Below are 16,412 nucleotides of genomic sequence, written 5' to 3'. Positions count from 1 at the left end.
ATCGAGGAGCGCCGGGAGCTTCGCCCCGGCGCTTTGCCATGTCAGCTTCCGGCCATGCCGGCCTTGAGACGCCGGGACAGTTCGTCGAAGGGCTGGTCGGTCGGGCCGTCGGCGGGGCCTTGCAGAAGATTGCCATAGACATGAGGCACGAGATCGACTGCCTGGTCGAGCGTCGCGTCCGCGCCGCGCTGATAGCCGCCGAGAAGGCGCAGGTCGCGCGTGTCCTCGTAGCGCGAGATCATGGAGCGCAGCCGCGTGACCAGTTCTCGCTCTTCGTGGCTCCAGGACAGGTCGGCCAGACGCGAGATGGATTTGAGAACGTCCACGGCCGGGAAGCGGCCTTCCTCGGCGATCGAGCGGCTGAGCACGATATGCCCGTCCAGCGTGCCGCGAATGGAATCGGCCACCGGCTCGTTGTGGTCGTCGCCATCCACCAGAACCGCGAAGAGACCGGTGATCGTGCCGCTGTCCGGCGCGCCGGGGCCAGCGCGCTCCAAAAGGCGGGGCAATTCGGAAAAGACGCTCGGCGGATAGCCGCGCGCCACCGGCGGCTCGCCGGCGGCCAGTGCCACGTCGCGCGCCGCATGGGCAAGGCGCGTCACCGAATCCACGATGAGGAGGACATGGTCGCCCTGGTCGCGGAAATATTCGGCGACGGTCATCGCGGTCTTGGGTGCGAGACGGCGCATCATCGGGCTCTCGTCGCCTGTCGCCACCACGGTCACGACGCGGCCGAGTTCGCCCTGCATGGTTACTTCGAGAAACTCGCGCACCTCGCGGCCGCGCTCACCCACCAGCGCCACGACCACCGTGTCGAAGCCCTTGGCGCGCGCCAACATGCCCATGAGCGTGGATTTGCCGACGCCCGACCCGGCGAAGATGCCCATGCGCTGGCCGCGAATGAGCGGCGTGAAAATGTCGATCGCCTTGACGCCGGTGGCCACCGGCTGCGTCACCCGCCCGCGCCGCAGCGCAGCGTCCGGCAGCGTGTCGGTAAGATAGCTGACCGGGCCTTGTTCGAGGGGGCCCCGATCGTCGCAGGGGCGACCGAACGCATCGATCGTGCGCCCGCGCCAGCTGGCGGCCGGCGATACCGTGACGGGGCCGGTGCGCCAGGCGAGCGAGCGAACGCCGCTCTGGAAGCGCACCGCGAAGGGCTTCACCGTGGCCGAGGCTTCCTCGACGCGCACGACCTCGCCCAGTTCCTCGCCTTCGGGGCCGTCGCAGACCACGCAGTCGCCGAGCTTCACATAGGGGCTGAGGCCCGCCACGCGGAAGGACTGCGCGGACACATCGACGATATGCCCGCTGATGCGGATCAACGGCTCGTTCAGGCCCGAAAGATCGACCTTCTGCCTGGAGCCTGCCGTCATTTCGTGGCTCCGAGCTGGGTGACGGCGGAGTTGAGCGAGTTCTCGGAGGTCTGGATCATGTTGGCGGCCTGCTCGAAGGCCCGCTGCACTTCGATGAGGCGCGTCATCTCAAGAATGGGATTGACGTTGGAGCCTTCCACATAGCCCTGCGCGACGGCCGTATCCTCGAAATCCACCAGCGGCTGGGCTGCCTTGTTGGGAACGACGCCGGAGGTGCCGGCGCGTTGGAGGTCGGCGCCCACCGGCATCTTGAACAGGCCGACCGCGCCGATCTGCACGTTCTTCTGCGTGATCATGCCGTCATGGGCGATGGAGATCGGACCGCCCGAGGGATCGATCATCAGGGGCGCGCCGCCGACATCGAGGAAAGGCTCGCCGTTGACGGTGACGAGTTCGCCGGTCGGCTTCATCTGCATCCGCCCGTCGCGCGTATAGACGGTGCCCTTGGGGGTCTGGATGGCGAAGAAGGCGTCGCCCTTGACGGCCATATCCAGCGAATTGCCGGTCTGCGTCAGCTCGCCGGCGCGAGTGGAGATGTAGCGCTCGCCGCCTGAGGTGAAGGCGACCGTCTCGGGGGCGGTACGCGACAGGAAGCTTTCGAACTTCACCTCTTCGGAGCGAAAGCCGACCGTGCGCGCGTTCGCCAGATTGTTGGCGATCGTGTCGAGGCGCTTTTCCGTTGCGAGCTGACCGGAGAGAGCGACGGGAAGCGATGTCTGCATGGGGGAGGCCTTGGATCGCGAGGAAATGCCGGGTCCGCAGGGCGCGGGCGGGCCTGATCCGAGTTCGGAAAAAGCCCGTTCTCCCTGACAATAACCTGCCGCAAATGGCCTGAACCTGACCGCGCGATGCACGCTCCAGCTGTTGCGCAACGCACAGTCTCACGCAAGTCGGGGTGCCTAAGGGTTAACGAAATCCTTTCTTCACCAGGGGCACCCGATGGGTATCATTCTCGGCCTTCTCGTCACGATTGGCTGCGTTCTCGGCGGCTATGTCGCTGCCGGCGGCCATCTTTATGTTCTCTGGCAGCCCTACGAACTGCTTATCATTCTGGGCGCTTCGCTCGGCACGTTCCTGGTCGCCAACAACATGAAGGTCGTCAAGGACACCGGCAAGGCGATGGGCGAGGCCTTCAAGGACGCCGTTCCCAAGCAGCGCGACTATCTCGACCTGCTCAGCCTGCTCCACTCCCTGATGCGCGAGATGCGCTCCAAGTCGCGCTCGGAAGTGGAAGCCCATGTCGACAATCCGGCCGAGTCGGCGATCTTCAGCGCGTTTCCGAACATCCTGAAGAACCAGGCGATGACCAACTTCATCTGCGATTATTGCCGCCTGATCATCATCGGCAATGCCCGCCCGCACGAGATCGAGGCGCTGATGGACGAGGAAATCCACACCGTCCAGCATGACAAGATGAAGCCCAAGCAGGCGGTTCAGGAAGTTGCCGACGGTCTGCCCGCGCTCGGCATCGTCGCCGCCGTTCTGGGTATCGTTCACGCCATGGGCGCGCTCGACCAGTCGCCCGAAGTGCTCGGCCATCTGGTCGGCGCGGCGCTGGTGGGAACCTTCGCCGGCATTTTCTTCTCCTACGGCGTGTTCGCCCCGATGGCGGCCAAGATCAAGTCCGTGCGCGACAAGCAGATGCGCATGTATGTCATCATCAAGCAGACGCTGATCGCCTACATGAACGGCGCCCTGCCGCAGGTGGCGCTCGAATACGGCCGCAAGGCGATCTCCGCCTATGACCGTCCGACCATCGATCAGGTCGAAGCCGAGACGATCGGCGGCGGCGCAGCGGCTCCCGCGGCTTAAGGAGGCTCCATGGACACCGTTACCGACCGCCGCATCGGGGAGCGTCTTCGCTCGGCGGCCCGGATCGAACCGGACCGCTATCCCCGCCTCAAGATCATCGGCGCCGCCTGGGCCGAGGCCGCAACGGCCAAGATCAACGCCAACTATGCCACGCCCCTCAAGATCGAGTTCGTGGACCTCTCGAACTTCACGTTCGATGCCGGCTCGATGAGCGCCACAGAGACCCAGCTCGCGCTGACCGTGCGCTCGCCCAAATGGCGCGAGACCGCCATTCTCGCCGCCGGCCCGTTCTTCGCCGACACGATCGCGGAAGCGGCCTTCGGTGGCGACGGGCGCAACAAGCCCGAAGCCGGTCGCCCGCTCACCAGCGTCGCCCGGTTCTTCGCCGACAACGCGCTGCGCGCCTTCGTGGACTGCGGCAACGGCGTGTTCGGTGACATCGCCCCGCTCGCCATGGCGCCGGACCGCCTCATCGTCGACGAGATTGGCGCCAAGGTCGATGCGTTGATCCCGGCCGACAGCCGGCAGTTCGTGGAGTTCCGATTCGAGCTGTCGATCGGACGCTGCGTGGCGGCAATGCGGGTCGCCATCCCCGAGTCGGTCCTCGCGACGCACAAGCGCGCGCTGGCCGTCATCCCCGACACCAGCCCCTCGATCGTCGACGAGAGCTGGACCAAGGGGCTCGAAGCCGGATTCCAGAAGGCCGACATGCGCGTGAGCGCGCTTCTGGCCGAACATCCGACCACGCTCGGCGAAGTCGCCTGTTTCCAGGTCGGCCAGACGATCTCGCTCGCCGTCACGATGGAAAGCCTGCTCGTTCTCGAATGCGAGGGGCAGCGTCTGTTCCGCGGGCACATGGGTCGCTCGCGCGACAGCTACATGGTGCGCATCGAGGAAGCGGTCGATCCGACGGAGGAATTCATCGATGACATCTTGGCTGATTGACGCCCTTCTGGTCAGCGCCCTGCTCGTCACGAGCTGGCGCACCGGCACCATGTATCGCGAGCTGCGCCGGCTGCGCAGCGACGAGACGGCGCTTCGGGCCGTACTGGTGGACGCCGATCAGTCCATCAACAAGGCGGCCAATGCCGTCGTGCTTCTCAAGAGCGAGGGCGTCCGTACGCTCCAGACCCTCGAGGAGCGCATGGCCGAAGCCCGCGAACTCGCCGAGCGGCTCGACATCATTCTCGACAGCTACGAGCGCCGCCGGATCGCCCCGGCCAACGATGCCGACACGCCCTCCCGCTTCGCGTCAGTTCCAGTCGCTATTCGTTAATAAATGATGGGTCGCTTCGACCCGACGACGTTCCGAAGGACCTTTTCTTCCATGGCCAACCAGACGATCGACCTCGAGACCGAAACGACCTTCACCCCGAATTTCGGGATGGAGGAGAGCGAATTCGCCACCGAGACCGACGCCGAGCTCGGCGCCGAACACGGCTTCATGGCGGAAGGCTACGACGACGAGATGCCGATGGCGGCCGCGGCCGACCTGCCGCCGGTTCAGCCCAATCTCGACGTCATCATGAACATCCCCGTCACCATGCAGGTCGTGCTCGGCTCGACCGTCATGCCGGTGGCCAATCTGATGAAGCTCGGACGCGGCGCGGTGGTCAAGCTCGACACCAATGTCTCCGATCCGGTGGACCTGATGGTCAATGGCCGCATCGTGGCGCGCGGCGAGGTGGTCGTTCTCGAAAACGAAGATCAGCGCTTCGGCATCACGCTGACGGAAATCGTGTCGCCGGCCGCCCACCAGGCGCGCGCGAAGTCCTCCGGCGCGATCTGACGGTTCGGCCATGTTGGGTGCTTACACTCCTTTGGAGCTCGAAGGGCCGCAGAAATCGGGCGCCGCGCGCGCCGCGATCCTGCTCCTGACGCTCGGCGGCGAAGGCGCGGCCAAGCTCCTCAAGCATTTCTCGCCGGAAGAAATCCGCACGTTGCGCCAGGGCGCGTCGCAGCAGAAGCCGATCACGGCCGTGGAACTCGACGCGATCGTCGCCGACTTCCAGGACGCGTTTCGCGCCGGACCCGGCCTGATCGGCCTGGATTCGGAGCTGTCCAAGCTCCTGCGCTCCTCGCTCTCCAGCGAGGAACTCGCGCTCGTCTTCGACGCCGACGAGGCCATGGAAGGCGATGCGGGGCTGCCGGTCTGGTACGAGATGGAACAGCTTGGCGCGCAGGCGATCACGGCGCTGCTCCTGAAGGAGCATCCCCAGGTCATCGCCTATGCCGTCCAGCGCCTCAAGGCCGAGGTCGCGGCGCAGGTCGTGGCCTCCTTCGAAGGGCCGCTACGCAACGACGTGGTGCGCCGTATGCTGTCGGCCAAGCCGCCGACCGAGCAGATGTCGCGCCTGATCGAGCATCGCTTCCGCGAATCCTTCGTGTCGGCCGGCAACGGCGCCGAGCGCAAGCAGCGCCACGCAACGCTGGCCGAGATCGTCAACCGCATGGAAAAGCGGCAGACCGACGATCTCCTGAACGCGATCGAGACGAGCGAGCCGGAAGAAGCCAAGGAGCTGCGCAAGCTGCTCTTCGCTTTCGAGGACATTCCGGGCCTGCCCAGGAAGTCCCGCCTGCTCCTGTTCGATGCGATCCCGACCGAAACGGTCACGCAGTCGCTCTCGGGCACCGACGAGACCATGCGCGAGGCCGTTCTCTCCGCGCTCGGCGCTCGCGCCCGGCGCATGGTCGAGGCCGAACTCAGCCGCAACGAAGCGGTCGCCGCGACCGCCGTCCAGGACGCGCGCCGCTCGATCGCCGCCGCCGCGCTGCGCCTTTCGGCGGAAGGCCGGCTCGACCTCACCGAACGGGGCGAATGACGGCCAGGGCCGGGCGGGGACCATGACGGTCCGCGCCCGGCCCTGTGCCTTATGCGATTGGGAGCGGACGGACCATGGCGGACGGTGCGGACAAAGAGTCCCAAACGGAAGACCCGACAGAGAAGCGCATTCAAGATACGATCGAGAAGGGCAATCTTCCGGTCTCTCGCGAAGCGCCGATTCTCGCCTCGCTTCTGGCCGCCATCGGCGTCGTCATCTTCCAGGCCCGCAACAACGCGGCGCAGCTCTTCAGCGATCTGAAGGTCACCTTCGAAAACCCGACGCAATGGTCGATCGGCAACGGCTACGACGCGCTCGGCTTTCTCCATACGATCTCGCTGCAGACCGCGCATTTCGTGCTTCCGGCCACCGGCCTCTTCATCGTGGCCGGAATACTGGCTTCCCTTCTTCAAAATCCGCCCCAGATCAATCTTGAACGAATTCGTCCCAAAGCGTCCAACGTCTCGCTAACTCAAGGTTGGGGAAGACTGTTCGGAAAGCGCGGTTTCACCGAGTTCGCTAAGTCATTGTTCAAGTTCTTCGGCGTTATGATCATCGTCGGTTGGATACTTTCCAAGGAACTGCCTCTCTTGTTGGCGACGATGTTTTCAGATCCGCAGCAGCTTCCCGAAACGATCCTCGGTCTGGCCATGCGCCTGCTCGCGGCCGTGTCCGTGGCGACGATCCTGCTGGTGGCGGCCGATCTCCTGTTTTCCCGTATCTTGTGGCGGCGCGACCTGCGCATGTCCAAGCAGGAGATCAAGGACGAGATGAAGCAGGCCGAAGGCGATCCGATGGTCAAGGCGCGCCAGCGCCAGATCGCCCGCGAGCGCAACAAGCGGCGGATGATGGCCTCGGTGCCCAAGGCCACCGTGGTGATCGCCAATCCGACGCACTATGCCATCGCGCTACGTTATGTCCGCGAAGAAGGCGGCGCGCCGCTGGTCGTGGCCAAGGGCGTCGACGCCATGGCCTTGAAAATCCGCGAGATTGCCGAAACACATGACATTCCTGTGGTCGAGGACAAGCTCTTGGCAAGGTCGATGTACGATCATGTGGAAGTCGATCAGATGATCCCTCCGCAATTCTTCAAGGCCGTCGCGGAAGTCATCTACTATCTCCATGAGCGTCCGGGGACGCGCCTGGAAATTGGTGTCGCCTAATCGATCCGGATCGCGTGTTTCCTTGCCCGGATCATCTTGTTCTTCCCGCGTAAAGGTTCTCCATGGGCGCCCAAGTCATGCTTAACGTTCGCAACAAGCACGCAGCCGAACGGGAACGTCTCGTGGCGAACGGCCTCCGCGAGGTCGTGGCTGAACTGCGGCTTGTGGAACCGGCCGACTATGTGGCGTTCCTGCGCATGGACGCTTTCGGCAATATCGCCGATATCGTGGAATCCTCCGCCCAGCTCTATCTGGCTCCCGGCGTCCTGCGCTTTGCCGAAAGCGGCGAGGAGCACTTGAGCTGGGGCTCGGCCCCGACCATCGATCTCGACCTCGAACTGCGCCTGCCCGAGGTGAGCGTCCACTTCCGCCTGACCCTCACCGCCACGCGAGCGGCTGTCCATATCAATTATATCGCCTTCAAGGACCCGGACGCCGACCCGAGCGTCAACACGCAGCGTCTGGCGAAAGCCATCGAGGCCGCGCGGATGCGCTCCGCGCCCCGCGTGTAAGCTATTGGCGTCGAGCGTGGCTGCGCCAAGCGGGCTCTCGTCCTTTGACTTGCGCATGGTCTGGGCTCGAAAGCCAACTCGCCTTTCCACGGACATGCGCTGACCAGCACCTCGCTCGTCTCCCGACCCGCCACAGACCCCGCTCGAGCGGGGTCTTTTTTTGACCGGGTGGCATGTATTAATTACGATTAATACTTGTTAACATCAGGTTAATAAACGAGTTTTTCATGTTTGGCCAGCTTCGGACAAGTGCCTATCCTTAAAACGGCGTTACGAGATGTTTCTCGAGGATTTACGCCTTCATGAGCGATCTTTATCTTTTCGGCCTGTCGTCCACCCGCGCAGACTGGCTTTCGCAGCGTCAGGCGGTCGTGGCCGAGAACGTCGCCAACGCCAACACGCCCGGCTATCGCGCCAAGGACGTGTCGCCCTTCACCTCCGTTCTCGAAACCACCAAGCTGGAACTTGCAGCCTCCAACCCCAGCCATCTCGTGGCCTCGGCCGGGCGGGATTTCGGTGTGGACGAAACGCGCCAGACGCCCTGGGACATCACCCATTCCGGCAACTCGGTGAGCCTTGAGCAGGAAATGCTGAAGGCCGGTGAGATCTCCCGAGACTTCGCGCTCGATACGTCGATCGCCAAGGCCTTTCACCGCATGTATCTCCAGACGCTGAAAGGCTGACAGTCGATGACCGATGCCATCTCCTCCGCTCTTCGCATTGCCGCCAGCGGCCTCGAGGCCCAGTCCACGCGCCTGCGCGTCGTGGCCGAAAACGTCGCCAACGCCCGCTCCACGGGCGAGGGGCCGGGCACCGATCCCTACCGCCGCAAGACCGTGACCTTCACCTCCGAGATCGACCGGCTGACCGGCGCCGAGATCGTTCGGGTCAAGGATGTCGGCCTCGACCGCTCGCAGTTCAAATCGGAATACGATCCGGGCAATCCGGCGGCCGACGGCAACGGTTACGTCAAGATGCCCAATGTCAGCCCGCTCGTCGAAATGGCCGACATGCGCGAGGCCAACCGCTCGTATGAAGCGAACCTGCAGGTGGTCAAGCAGGCGCGTGAGCTGATCAACCTGACCATCGATCTCATGAGAGGCTGAACGCCATGATCCCCGCTATCGGAAGCGCGGCCGCGCGCGTCGACACTTTCCGCCTCGATCCCACCTCGATGTCGGTCGGCACGACCGCCGCCGGCGAGGCCCACGCGGCCGCCGGCCAGGGCTTTGCCGCCGCGATGGCCGACATGGCGCGCGAAGCGAACCAGACGGTGAAAAGCGCCGAAGCGACCTCGATCCAGGGCGTGAACGGCAAGGCCTCGACCCAGGCCGTCGTGGACGCGGTCATGGGCGCCGAGCGCACGCTCCAGACGGCTATCGCGATCCGCGACAAGGTCGTCTCGGCCTATCTTGAACTCTCCCGCATGTCGATCTGAGAAAGACCAAAGCAATGCGCGCCCTTGCGATCGCCGCGACCGGCATGAACGCCCAGCAGACCAATGTCGAAGTGATCGCGAACAATATCGCGAACATCAACACCACCGGCTACAAGCGCGCCCGCGCCGAGTTCACCGATCTTCTCTACCAGGTCGAGCGCGCGCAGGGCGTGCCCGCCCGTGGCGGCGAGAACACGATCCCCGAGGGCGTGCAGATCGGTCTGGGCGTGCGCACGGCCGCCGTTCGCACCGTCCATATCCAGGGCGCGCTGCAGCAGACCGGCAACGATCTGGATCTGGCCATCAACGGCCAGGGCTATTTCCAGATCCAAGGCCCGAACGGCGAAACGCTCTACACCCGCGACGGCGCCTTCAACAAAAGCGCCACCGGCCAGCTCGTCACGCTCGACGGTTTCGTGGTCGATCCCGGCCTCACCATCCCGCAGGACACGACGCAGGTCTCGATCAACGAGGCAGGTCAGGTTTACGCCAAGGTCAGCGGCCAAGATCAGCTCATCGGCCAGATCTCGCTGGTCAACTTCGCCAACGAGCCGGGCCTCGCCGCGCAGGGCAACAACCTGTTCCGCGAGACCGTCGCCTCCGGCACGCCGATCGCCGGCGTTCCGGGCGATCCCGGCTATGGCGTGATCAAGCAGGCCTATCTGGAAAATTCCAACGTCGATCCTGTCAAGGAAATCTCCGAGCTGATCTCGGCGCAGCGCGCCTACGAGATGAACTCCAAGGTCATCCAGGCAGCCGACGAAATGGCCGGCGTCGTCTCGAAGGGTATTCGCTAAACCATGATCGCAGCCCCGCTTCTTCGCCGTTTCTCCCTCGCGGGCTTGCTTGGCGCGGGGCTTCTCGTCGCACTGTCGCCGGCCCCGGCCGGCGCGGCCGATCTCAACCTGCCGGTGCCGACCGCCGTGGTCTATCCCGGCCAGAGCGTGCTCGACAAAGGCATCATCCCGATGCGCTTCACCGTTCCGGGCGAGCAGCTGTCCTCCTACGTGGTCGAAGAGGGGATGCTGAAGAACCGACTCGCCCGCCGCACGCTGCTGCCCAACCAGCCCATTCTCCTGTCCGACCTGAAGTCGCCCGATTCGGTGACGGCCGGCGTTCCGGCCAAGCTGATCTATCGCGAGGAAGGCCTGCTGATCACCGGCATGGGCCTGCCGCTCCAGTCCGGCTCGGCGGGTCAGGCCATCCGGGTTCGCAACACCGACAGCGGCGTCACGATCTCGGGCATCGCCATGGAAGACGGCACGATCGAGGTGTCCTCACAATGAGCCTCAAGCGAGCGATGCTCGTCGCCACGAGCCTTTCCTTCGGCCTGACCTCGGCCTTTGCGGCCGATTATGCGGGCGCCGGCTACAGCCAGGCCGGCATCGGCGCGCGCGAGAATTTCAACATGGTGGTGCCGCGCGTGCGCCCCTCGGGCGGCGTGCGCATCAAGGACATCACGACCGTCAAGGGCGTGCGCGACAACCAGCTCGTCGGCTACGGTCTGGTGATCGGCCTGCAGGGCACGGGCGACAGCCTGCGCAACTCGCCCTTCACCGAACAATCGCTCCAGTCCATGCTCGACCGCATGGGCGTCAACGTGCGCTCGGCCAATCCACGCACGCGCAATGTCGCGGCTGTCGTCGTGACCGCCGATCTGCCGGCCTTTTCGGGCATCGGCTCGCGCATCGACATCAACGTCTCCTCGCTCGGCGACGCCTCGTCGTTGATGGGCGGCACGCTGGTGATGACGCCCCTCTATGGTCCCGATGGCGAAATCTACGCCGTCGGCCAGGGCGCGCTCGCCGTCAGCGGCTTCTCATCCGAGGGCACCAACGAAAGCCTGACGCAGGGCACGCCGACCACCGGCCGCATCGCCGGCGGCGCCTTGATCGAGCGCGAGGTGCAACGCGCGACGGTGGACACGCCCACTATTACGATGGAACTGCGCAACCCGGACTATCGCACGGCGATCCGTGTGGTGGACGCGATCAACGCCTTTTCGGTGCAGGCCTATGGCCGCCCCGTGGCGCGCGAGCAGGACTTCCGCAACATCACGCTGACGCGCCCGCCCAAGCTCTCCTCGACCCGCTTCCTCGCCGATCTCGGCGATCTTCAGATCACGCCCGATCAGGCCGCCAAGGTCGTCATCGACGAGCGCACCGGGACGGTGGTCATCGGGCAGGACGTCAAGATTTCGACGGTCGCCGTCACCCATGGCAGCCTGACAGTCCGCATCACCGACACGCCCAATGTCTCGCAGCCGGCGCCCTTCTCCAACGGGCAGACCGTTGTGACCAAGGACACGACGGTGGACGCGCAGCAGGGCGGCGGCAATCTCGCCATCGTGCAGGGTGCCAATCTGGACGCCGTGGTGCGCGGGCTCAACCGGCTCGGCCTCAAGCCTACCGGCATCATCGCCATTCTTCAGGCCATCAAGACCTCCGGCGCGCTTCAAGCCGACCTCGTGGTTCAGTGAGATCCGTCATGACCCCTTCGCCCTTCGTCCGCTCGTCTTCGCTTCGCACCGCGCTTCTGGCCGGCGTCCTGGTTCTGGGCGGCTTTCAGTTTGCTGAGGCTTCGGGCAGCAAGGAGCCCGTCGGGCCGCCGACGACGCCCGTGAAGGTGCGCGTGATCGGCGCCGACGGCACCGAAGCCTCCGTTCCGGTTCAGCCGACGACGGACGTGCAGCGTTACTGCTCCAATATTTCCGACCCCGCTCTCGACGCGCGCAACGCCCTTCAGCTCGCTCAGCTGAAGGAGGCCGAAGGTCAGCTCAACGCCCGGATCGAGGAACTCGATGCCAAGCGCAAGGAAGTCGAAGGCTGGCTGGCCGAGCGCAAGGCTTTCATCGACTCTACCTCCGACACGATGATCCAGATCTATTCGGGCATGAAGCCGGACGCGGCCGCCGGACAGCTTGTCGGCATGACGCGCCCGGCGGCAGCCGCGCTGCTCACCCGTCTCAAGTCCCGCCAAGCGAGCGCCATCCTGGCCGAGATGCCCGCGCCCGTCGCTGCGGAACTGGCCTCCATCATCATCCAGAAGACCGACCGCGCGGCCCAGGCGGACTCTGCCGGTTCGCCGCCCGCTGCCGAGGAACAGAAATCGTGAGAATCCTCGCCTGCCTTCTTGCCACCGGCGTTCTGGCCGGTTGCACCACGACGCGCGAAGACCTGATGAAGGAGCCCGTGCTGACGCCGGTGGGAACGGGGCTGCATCAGTTCCCGCCCGTGGTTCAGCCGCAGGCCGCCTATTCGCCCGAGCCGCCGCGCCACGTGAACTCCCTCTGGACCGGCCGCAACGCCGACTTCTTCCGCGACACGCGCGCGCTCAATGTCGGCGACATCGTCACGGTCAAGATCAAGATCGACGACAAAGCCAAGCTCGACAACAACACCAAGCGCTCGCGCGATTCGGGTGTCAGCGTCGGCGCCGATCTCAAAGGGTCCTTCGGCTCCTGGGGGCTTCCCACTGTGGGCGCCGATCTCGGCCTCAAGAACGGCACCAAGACGGCCGGCAAGGGCACGGTCGATCGCCAGGAAGAGATCAACGTCTCCGTCGCGGCCGTGGTCACGCAGGTTCTGCCCAACGGCAATCTCTATATTGCCGGCCAGCAGGAAATCCGCGTCAATTTCGAGGTTCGCGTTCTGTCGATCGCCGGCATCATCCGGCCGGGCGACATCCTGCCCAACAACACGATCTCCTACGAGAAGATCGCCGAAGCGCGCATTTCCTACGGCGGCCGGGGTCGCCTCACGGAAGTTCAGCAGCCGGCTTGGGGCCAGCAGGTCCTGGACAACGCGCTGCCTTACTGAGGCGTCCAGGGCGAAGCGCCGCTTCGCCCGAACTCTCCATCCTCTCCCTTGGAAACGGGTCGGTTCGCCGGCCCGTTTTTTGTTGCGCGGTGCGGTCAGGCTCGGGCCAGCACGATTTATTAACACTTTCCTCAATGCCCCACCCGCCCGCGATGCGTCGCGCCAGTGGCAGGGCATCGAGGCCGCGATGGAACCCGCTCGGGCGGGAGGCTGCGGCTTTCCCACAGCGCATTGTCTCGTGCCGGAGCGCCTGATGACCGACCTCACTCCCGAAGCGCTTGCCATTCTTGCGGGCGGCGACCCGAAAGCCAAGAAGGGCGGCAAGATGCAGATGATCGCCGTGGTGGCGGGGCTGACGCTTCTGGCGGCCGGCGGCGGCGCGGCGCTGGGCTTCCTCCTGAAACCGGCTCCCGCACCCGCGCCCGATGCGAGCGCGGCGGAAGCTCATCCGGCTGATGCCGCGCATGGCGAGGCCAAGCCCGCTGAGGGCGGACATGGCGAGTCGGCCAAGGCGGAGACGGGCGAGCACGGCTCGCTCGCCAACAAGGAAGCCAAGGGCGAACCGCCCAAGGAAAGCTTCGTCACCATTCCCGCCATTCTCACCGATCTGTCCTCCCCCGTTGGCGCGCAGGCCCGCCTCGAAATGGGTCTTGTGCTGCGCCAGCAGGGCACGGAAAAGGTGGACGAGGCAGCGCTGACCAATCAGGTCCAGGCCGACACGCTCGTTTTCCTGCGCACGCTGGAACTCGCGCAGATCGAGGGCTCGCGCGGCCTTCTTCATCTGAAGGAAGACCTTCTGGAGCGCGCGCGCCTGCGCTCGCCCGCCGTCGTCGACGTCACCGTTCGTTCGCTGGTGGTGAAGTGAGACGCGCGCTTCTCGCCGCCGCGCTGCTCGCGGCGGCCTGGGCCGCGCCCGCCCATGCGCAGGACGCGGTGGCCAATGCCGCCAACAGCCTGGCCTCGCTGATTCCGGCCGGCGATACGGCCGTCTCGGGCCGTATCGTCCAGCTTTTCGGCATCGTCACGGTTCTCTCGATCGCGCCCGGCCTCCTTGTGATGGTCACGGCCTTCACGCGCGTCGTCATCGCGCTGTCGATCCTGCGCTCGGGGCTCGGCCTTCAAACGACGCCCGCCAATCTCATCATCATCTCGCTGTCGCTCTTCATCACCTTCTTCGTGATGATGCCGACCTTCGATCAGAGCTGGCGCGACGGGTTGCAGCCTTTGATGAAGGGGCAGATCACGGAAGAAGAGGCGCTGCCGCGCATTGCCGAGCCCTTCCGCGATTTCATGCTGGATCAGGTGCGCAGCCAAGATTTGGCGCTCTTCTCCGACTTCGCGCAGGCCTCGAATCGCGACCGGCTGCCGGAAGTGCAGCAGGGCTCTGGGGAAGGGGAGGTCGTGGATTTCCGCGTTCTCGTTCCCGCCTTCATGATCTCGGAACTGCGCCGCGGCTTCGAGATCGGCTTCCTGATCGTCCTGCCCTTTCTGGTGATCGACCTGATCGTGGCGACCCTCACCATGTCCATGGGTATGATGATGCTCCCCCCGACCATCATATCGCTCCCCTTCAAGATCCTGTTCTTCGTCCTGATCGACGGCTGGAACATGCTGACGGGCAGTCTGGTGCGATCGTTCATGTAGTCAGTAAGTCGATCTATTGACTGGTGCTTCCAGCACAGGCTTGGCGGTGGTCAGAATGGAAAAATCGAGTGACAAAAACGAATTTTACCACGCCTTAAACTTTGACTCCTAGATTGAGTGTCATAGGAGATTGACCGATGAAAGGCCCAAGGGCTCACGGTCATAGGCATGAAGCCGAACTCCTATGCCGGCTCGATCCGGTCTGTCCCAACGATTGTATTTATCGGGACATCTTCCATGACCTCTGTGAACACGAACGCTGCCGCTCTCACCGCGCTGCGTACTCTCCAGGCTACCCAGTCTCAGCTCGAGACCGTCCAGGGCCGTATCTCTACCGGTTTCAAAATCGGCGAAGCCAAGGACAACGCTGCCTACTGGTCGATCTCCGCGACGCTGAAGTCGGATAACAAGTCGCTCGGCACCGTCAAGGATGCACTCGGTCTGGGTGCTGCCACGGTCGATACGGCCTACCAGGGCCTGACCAAAGCCAAGGACGTTCTCGACGAAATCAAGTCGAAGCTGACGGCTGCGACGCAGGACGGCGTCGATCGTAACACGATCCAGAACGAAATCAGCCAGCTTCAGGACCAGCTAAAGTCGATCGCCGGCTCTTCCGTTTTTTCGGGCGAGAACTGGCTGTCGGTTGACTCGTCGGCGACGGGCTACAACGCGACCAAGTCGATCGTCGCTTCCTTCGCTCGCAGCGCCAACAACGCTGTCTCCATCGGCACTGTGAACGTCGATGTTTCGAAGGTCGCTCTCTTCGACGCCAACCCGGCAAGCTCGGGTCTCCTGAACACGAAGAACGCTCTGACGGCCGCTGACGGCTCGCTGCTGACGGTTGGTGGTATCGACGCGACCGGTGCAACCCCGAACAACCAGGGTCTGGGCGCTGTTTCCACGGTGCTCGGCACCGGCAACCAGACCGCGACGCAGGCTGTAGCGACGCTCGGAACGCTGAACCTCGTCGGTCTCGACAAGACGGACCGCATCACGTTCAACCTGCAGGTTGATGGTGGTTCGGTCATGCCGGTCACGTTCAAGCCGACCACGGTCACCAACGCGACGAACTTCGTTTCGTCTCTGCAGTCCACGATCGACACCGCTGTCGGCGCCGGCAAGGTGACTGTCAGCGTCGACGCTTCGAACAACATCAAGCTGACCACGGCCAGCTCGGGTGGTTCGTCCGCGATCGCCGTGACGGGTATGCAGGCTGTTGATGGCGATGGCGTCCTGACGGGCCTTCTGGGAACGTCCGTGACGGGTACCGCGCCTGGTGCTGGCACGGCCACTGCGGCTGTCGCTACGACGGCTCCGGCCACCGACAACACCTACACGGCGCTGAGCGGCTCCGACACCATCACGTTCACGTTCCAGTACGGCTCGCGCTCGTACCTGGCGACGTTGAACAACGGTAACGCCGGATCTGCGACTAGCGAGGCCGCCTTCGTTACGGCGCTTCAGAGTGCCATCGATAACGCCACGGACATGAACGGTGGTACCACACTCGGCACCAACAAGGTAACGGCTGCGGCTGTTGGCGCCACCCACACCTTCACCCTGACGACGACTGCCAAGGGCCAGGACCAGGCTGTCGGCATCTCGAACGTTCAGGCGACCGGTACCTCGGCCACCACGCTCAAGGGTCACCTGGACAACGGCGGCACTTGGGGCGCAACGACCGCCGTTGGCACGTCGACAGCTGCCGCCTACACGTTCGCTGCCGCGATCAACACGTCCGGTGTTCAGCCTGGCGACCGCATCGCGATGGACGTCACCTTCACGGACGCGGCGGGTTCGGTTGGCACGCACAACTCGACGGTCTATATC

At 64.6% G+C, this 16,412-nt stretch carries 20 protein-coding genes; 18 read left to right on the top strand and 2 right to left on the bottom strand.

Annotation, left to right across the window (positions count from 1 at the left end):
* Nucleotides 1-41 precede the first annotated feature (41 nt).
* Together AUL36_RS02035 and flgF are read right to left on the bottom strand one after the other, a co-directional pair.
* Nucleotides 42-1,373 (bottom strand): FliI/YscN family ATPase, encoded by a 1,332-nt coding sequence (locus AUL36_RS02035; RefSeq protein WP_062217464.1) that lies wholly within the window; start codon nt 1,371-1,373, stop codon nt 42-44.
* Nucleotides 1,370-2,095, bottom strand: a complete 726-nt coding sequence (gene flgF / locus AUL36_RS02030) for a flagellar basal-body rod protein FlgF (RefSeq protein WP_062217461.1) — start codon at nt 2,093-2,095, stop codon at nt 1,370-1,372. The genes AUL36_RS02035 and flgF overlap by 4 nt, the downstream gene beginning before the upstream one ends.
* A 217-nt stretch (nt 2,096-2,312) precedes the next feature.
* On the opposite strand from flgF, the gene motA reads away from it, so the two are divergent.
* From motA to AUL36_RS01940, 18 genes are all read left to right on the top strand, one after another.
* Complete coding sequence (gene motA / locus AUL36_RS02025) at nt 2,313-3,185, top strand: flagellar motor stator protein MotA (protein ID WP_058635125.1); 873 nt, start codon at nt 2,313-2,315, stop codon at nt 3,183-3,185.
* Nucleotides 3,186-3,194: 9 nt separating this feature from the next.
* Entirely contained in the window at nt 3,195-4,130 is a 936-nt protein-coding gene (locus tag AUL36_RS02020; RefSeq protein WP_058635126.1) for a FliM/FliN family flagellar motor switch protein, read from the top strand.
* Nucleotides 4,111-4,461, top strand: coding sequence for a DUF6468 domain-containing protein (locus tag AUL36_RS02015; protein ID WP_058635127.1), 351 nt, complete (start codon nt 4,111-4,113; stop codon nt 4,459-4,461). The genes AUL36_RS02020 and AUL36_RS02015 overlap by 20 nt, the downstream gene beginning before the upstream one ends.
* 192 nt (nt 4,462-4,653) lie before the next feature.
* The gene (fliN, locus tag AUL36_RS02010; protein WP_244498451.1) at nt 4,654-4,974 is read left to right on the top strand and encodes a flagellar motor switch protein FliN; all 321 of its coding nucleotides are present in this window, start codon (nt 4,654-4,656) and stop codon (nt 4,972-4,974) included.
* Between the two features lie 10 nt (nt 4,975-4,984).
* Entirely contained in the window at nt 4,985-6,007 is a 1,023-nt protein-coding gene (locus tag AUL36_RS02005; protein WP_082655451.1) for a FliG C-terminal domain-containing protein, read from the top strand.
* 74 nt (nt 6,008-6,081) lie between these two features.
* On the top strand, nt 6,082-7,170 hold the full coding sequence (gene flhB, locus AUL36_RS02000; protein ID WP_058635129.1) for a flagellar biosynthesis protein FlhB: 1,089 nt from the start codon (nt 6,082-6,084) through the stop codon (nt 7,168-7,170).
* A 62-nt stretch (nt 7,171-7,232) separates the two neighbouring features.
* A complete protein-coding gene (locus AUL36_RS01995; RefSeq protein WP_062217455.1) occupies nt 7,233-7,682 on the top strand; it encodes a hypothetical protein in 450 nt (149 codons plus the stop codon).
* Nucleotides 7,683-7,984: 302 nt separating this feature from the next.
* Nucleotides 7,985-8,365 carry a flagellar basal body rod protein FlgB gene (gene flgB / locus AUL36_RS01990; RefSeq protein ID WP_058600921.1) on the top strand — a complete coding sequence of 127 codons (381 nt, stop codon included), beginning with the start codon at nt 7,985-7,987 and terminating at the stop codon, nt 8,363-8,365.
* 6 nt (nt 8,366-8,371) lie between these two features.
* The gene (gene flgC, locus AUL36_RS01985) at nt 8,372-8,788 is read left to right on the top strand and encodes a flagellar basal body rod protein FlgC (RefSeq protein WP_058600920.1); all 417 of its coding nucleotides are present in this window, start codon (nt 8,372-8,374) and stop codon (nt 8,786-8,788) included.
* A gap of 5 nt (nt 8,789-8,793) precedes the next feature.
* Complete coding sequence (locus AUL36_RS01980; protein WP_058600919.1) at nt 8,794-9,120, top strand: flagellar hook-basal body complex protein FliE; 327 nt, start codon at nt 8,794-8,796, stop codon at nt 9,118-9,120.
* A gap of 14 nt (nt 9,121-9,134) precedes the next feature.
* Nucleotides 9,135-9,917, top strand: a complete 783-nt coding sequence (gene flgG, locus AUL36_RS01975; protein WP_058600918.1) for a flagellar basal-body rod protein FlgG — start codon at nt 9,135-9,137, stop codon at nt 9,915-9,917.
* A 3-nt stretch (nt 9,918-9,920) separates the two neighbouring features.
* A complete protein-coding gene (flgA, locus tag AUL36_RS01970; RefSeq protein WP_058600917.1) occupies nt 9,921-10,406 on the top strand; it encodes a flagellar basal body P-ring formation chaperone FlgA in 486 nt (161 codons plus the stop codon).
* A 122-nt stretch (nt 10,407-10,528) separates the two neighbouring features.
* Nucleotides 10,529-11,599 carry a flagellar basal body P-ring protein FlgI gene (gene flgI, locus AUL36_RS01965; protein WP_058600962.1) on the top strand — a complete coding sequence of 357 codons (1,071 nt, stop codon included), beginning with the start codon at nt 10,529-10,531 and terminating at the stop codon, nt 11,597-11,599.
* Nucleotides 11,600-11,607: 8 nt separating this feature from the next.
* The gene (locus AUL36_RS01960; protein WP_062217453.1) at nt 11,608-12,234 is read left to right on the top strand and encodes a MotE family protein; all 627 of its coding nucleotides are present in this window, start codon (nt 11,608-11,610) and stop codon (nt 12,232-12,234) included.
* A complete protein-coding gene (flgH, locus tag AUL36_RS01955) occupies nt 12,231-12,938 on the top strand; it encodes a flagellar basal body L-ring protein FlgH (RefSeq protein WP_192843405.1) in 708 nt (235 codons plus the stop codon). The genes AUL36_RS01960 and flgH overlap by 4 nt, the downstream gene beginning before the upstream one ends.
* A 253-nt stretch (nt 12,939-13,191) precedes the next feature.
* Complete coding sequence (locus AUL36_RS01950; RefSeq protein ID WP_153003778.1) at nt 13,192-13,803, top strand: flagellar basal body-associated FliL family protein; 612 nt, start codon at nt 13,192-13,194, stop codon at nt 13,801-13,803.
* On the top strand, nt 13,800-14,582 hold the full coding sequence (gene fliP, locus AUL36_RS01945; protein WP_058600915.1) for a flagellar type III secretion system pore protein FliP: 783 nt from the start codon (nt 13,800-13,802) through the stop codon (nt 14,580-14,582). The genes AUL36_RS01950 and fliP overlap by 4 nt, the downstream gene beginning before the upstream one ends.
* Nucleotides 14,583-14,819: 237 nt before the next feature.
* The coding region (locus tag AUL36_RS01940) for a flagellin N-terminal helical domain-containing protein (RefSeq protein WP_062217450.1) at nt 14,820-16,412 on the top strand (1,593 nt) is incomplete at its 3' end.

Source organism: Aureimonas sp. D3 (assembly GCF_001463805.1).
Classification (GTDB): domain Bacteria; phylum Pseudomonadota; class Alphaproteobacteria; order Rhizobiales; family Rhizobiaceae; genus Aureimonas; species Aureimonas ureilytica_A.
This window is presented reverse-complemented; position numbering and strand designations above follow the sequence as displayed.

Coding starts and splice junctions, on each gene's coding strand:
- AUL36_RS02035 (WP_062217464.1), bottom strand. CDS start 1,373: ATGACGGCAGGCTCCAGGCAGAAGGTCGATCTTTCGGGCCTGAACGAG.
- flgF (WP_062217461.1), bottom strand. CDS start 2,095: ATGCAGACATCGCTTCCCGTCGCTCTCTCCGGTCAGCTCGCAACGGAA.
- motA (WP_058635125.1), top strand. CDS start 2,313: ATGGGTATCATTCTCGGCCTTCTCGTCACGATTGGCTGCGTTCTCGGC.
- AUL36_RS02020 (WP_058635126.1), top strand. CDS start 3,195: ATGGACACCGTTACCGACCGCCGCATCGGGGAGCGTCTTCGCTCGGCG.
- AUL36_RS02015 (WP_058635127.1), top strand. CDS start 4,111: ATGACATCTTGGCTGATTGACGCCCTTCTGGTCAGCGCCCTGCTCGTC.
- fliN (WP_244498451.1), top strand. CDS start 4,654: ATGCCGATGGCGGCCGCGGCCGACCTGCCGCCGGTTCAGCCCAATCTC.
- AUL36_RS02005 (WP_082655451.1), top strand. CDS start 4,985: ATGTTGGGTGCTTACACTCCTTTGGAGCTCGAAGGGCCGCAGAAATCG.
- flhB (WP_058635129.1), top strand. CDS start 6,082: ATGGCGGACGGTGCGGACAAAGAGTCCCAAACGGAAGACCCGACAGAG.
- AUL36_RS01995 (WP_062217455.1), top strand. CDS start 7,233: ATGGGCGCCCAAGTCATGCTTAACGTTCGCAACAAGCACGCAGCCGAA.
- flgB (WP_058600921.1), top strand. CDS start 7,985: ATGAGCGATCTTTATCTTTTCGGCCTGTCGTCCACCCGCGCAGACTGG.
- flgC (WP_058600920.1), top strand. CDS start 8,372: ATGACCGATGCCATCTCCTCCGCTCTTCGCATTGCCGCCAGCGGCCTC.
- AUL36_RS01980 (WP_058600919.1), top strand. CDS start 8,794: ATGATCCCCGCTATCGGAAGCGCGGCCGCGCGCGTCGACACTTTCCGC.
- flgG (WP_058600918.1), top strand. CDS start 9,135: ATGCGCGCCCTTGCGATCGCCGCGACCGGCATGAACGCCCAGCAGACC.
- flgA (WP_058600917.1), top strand. CDS start 9,921: ATGATCGCAGCCCCGCTTCTTCGCCGTTTCTCCCTCGCGGGCTTGCTT.
- flgI (WP_058600962.1), top strand. CDS start 10,529: ATGGTGGTGCCGCGCGTGCGCCCCTCGGGCGGCGTGCGCATCAAGGAC.
- AUL36_RS01960 (WP_062217453.1), top strand. CDS start 11,608: ATGACCCCTTCGCCCTTCGTCCGCTCGTCTTCGCTTCGCACCGCGCTT.
- AUL36_RS01950 (WP_153003778.1), top strand. CDS start 13,192: ATGACCGACCTCACTCCCGAAGCGCTTGCCATTCTTGCGGGCGGCGAC.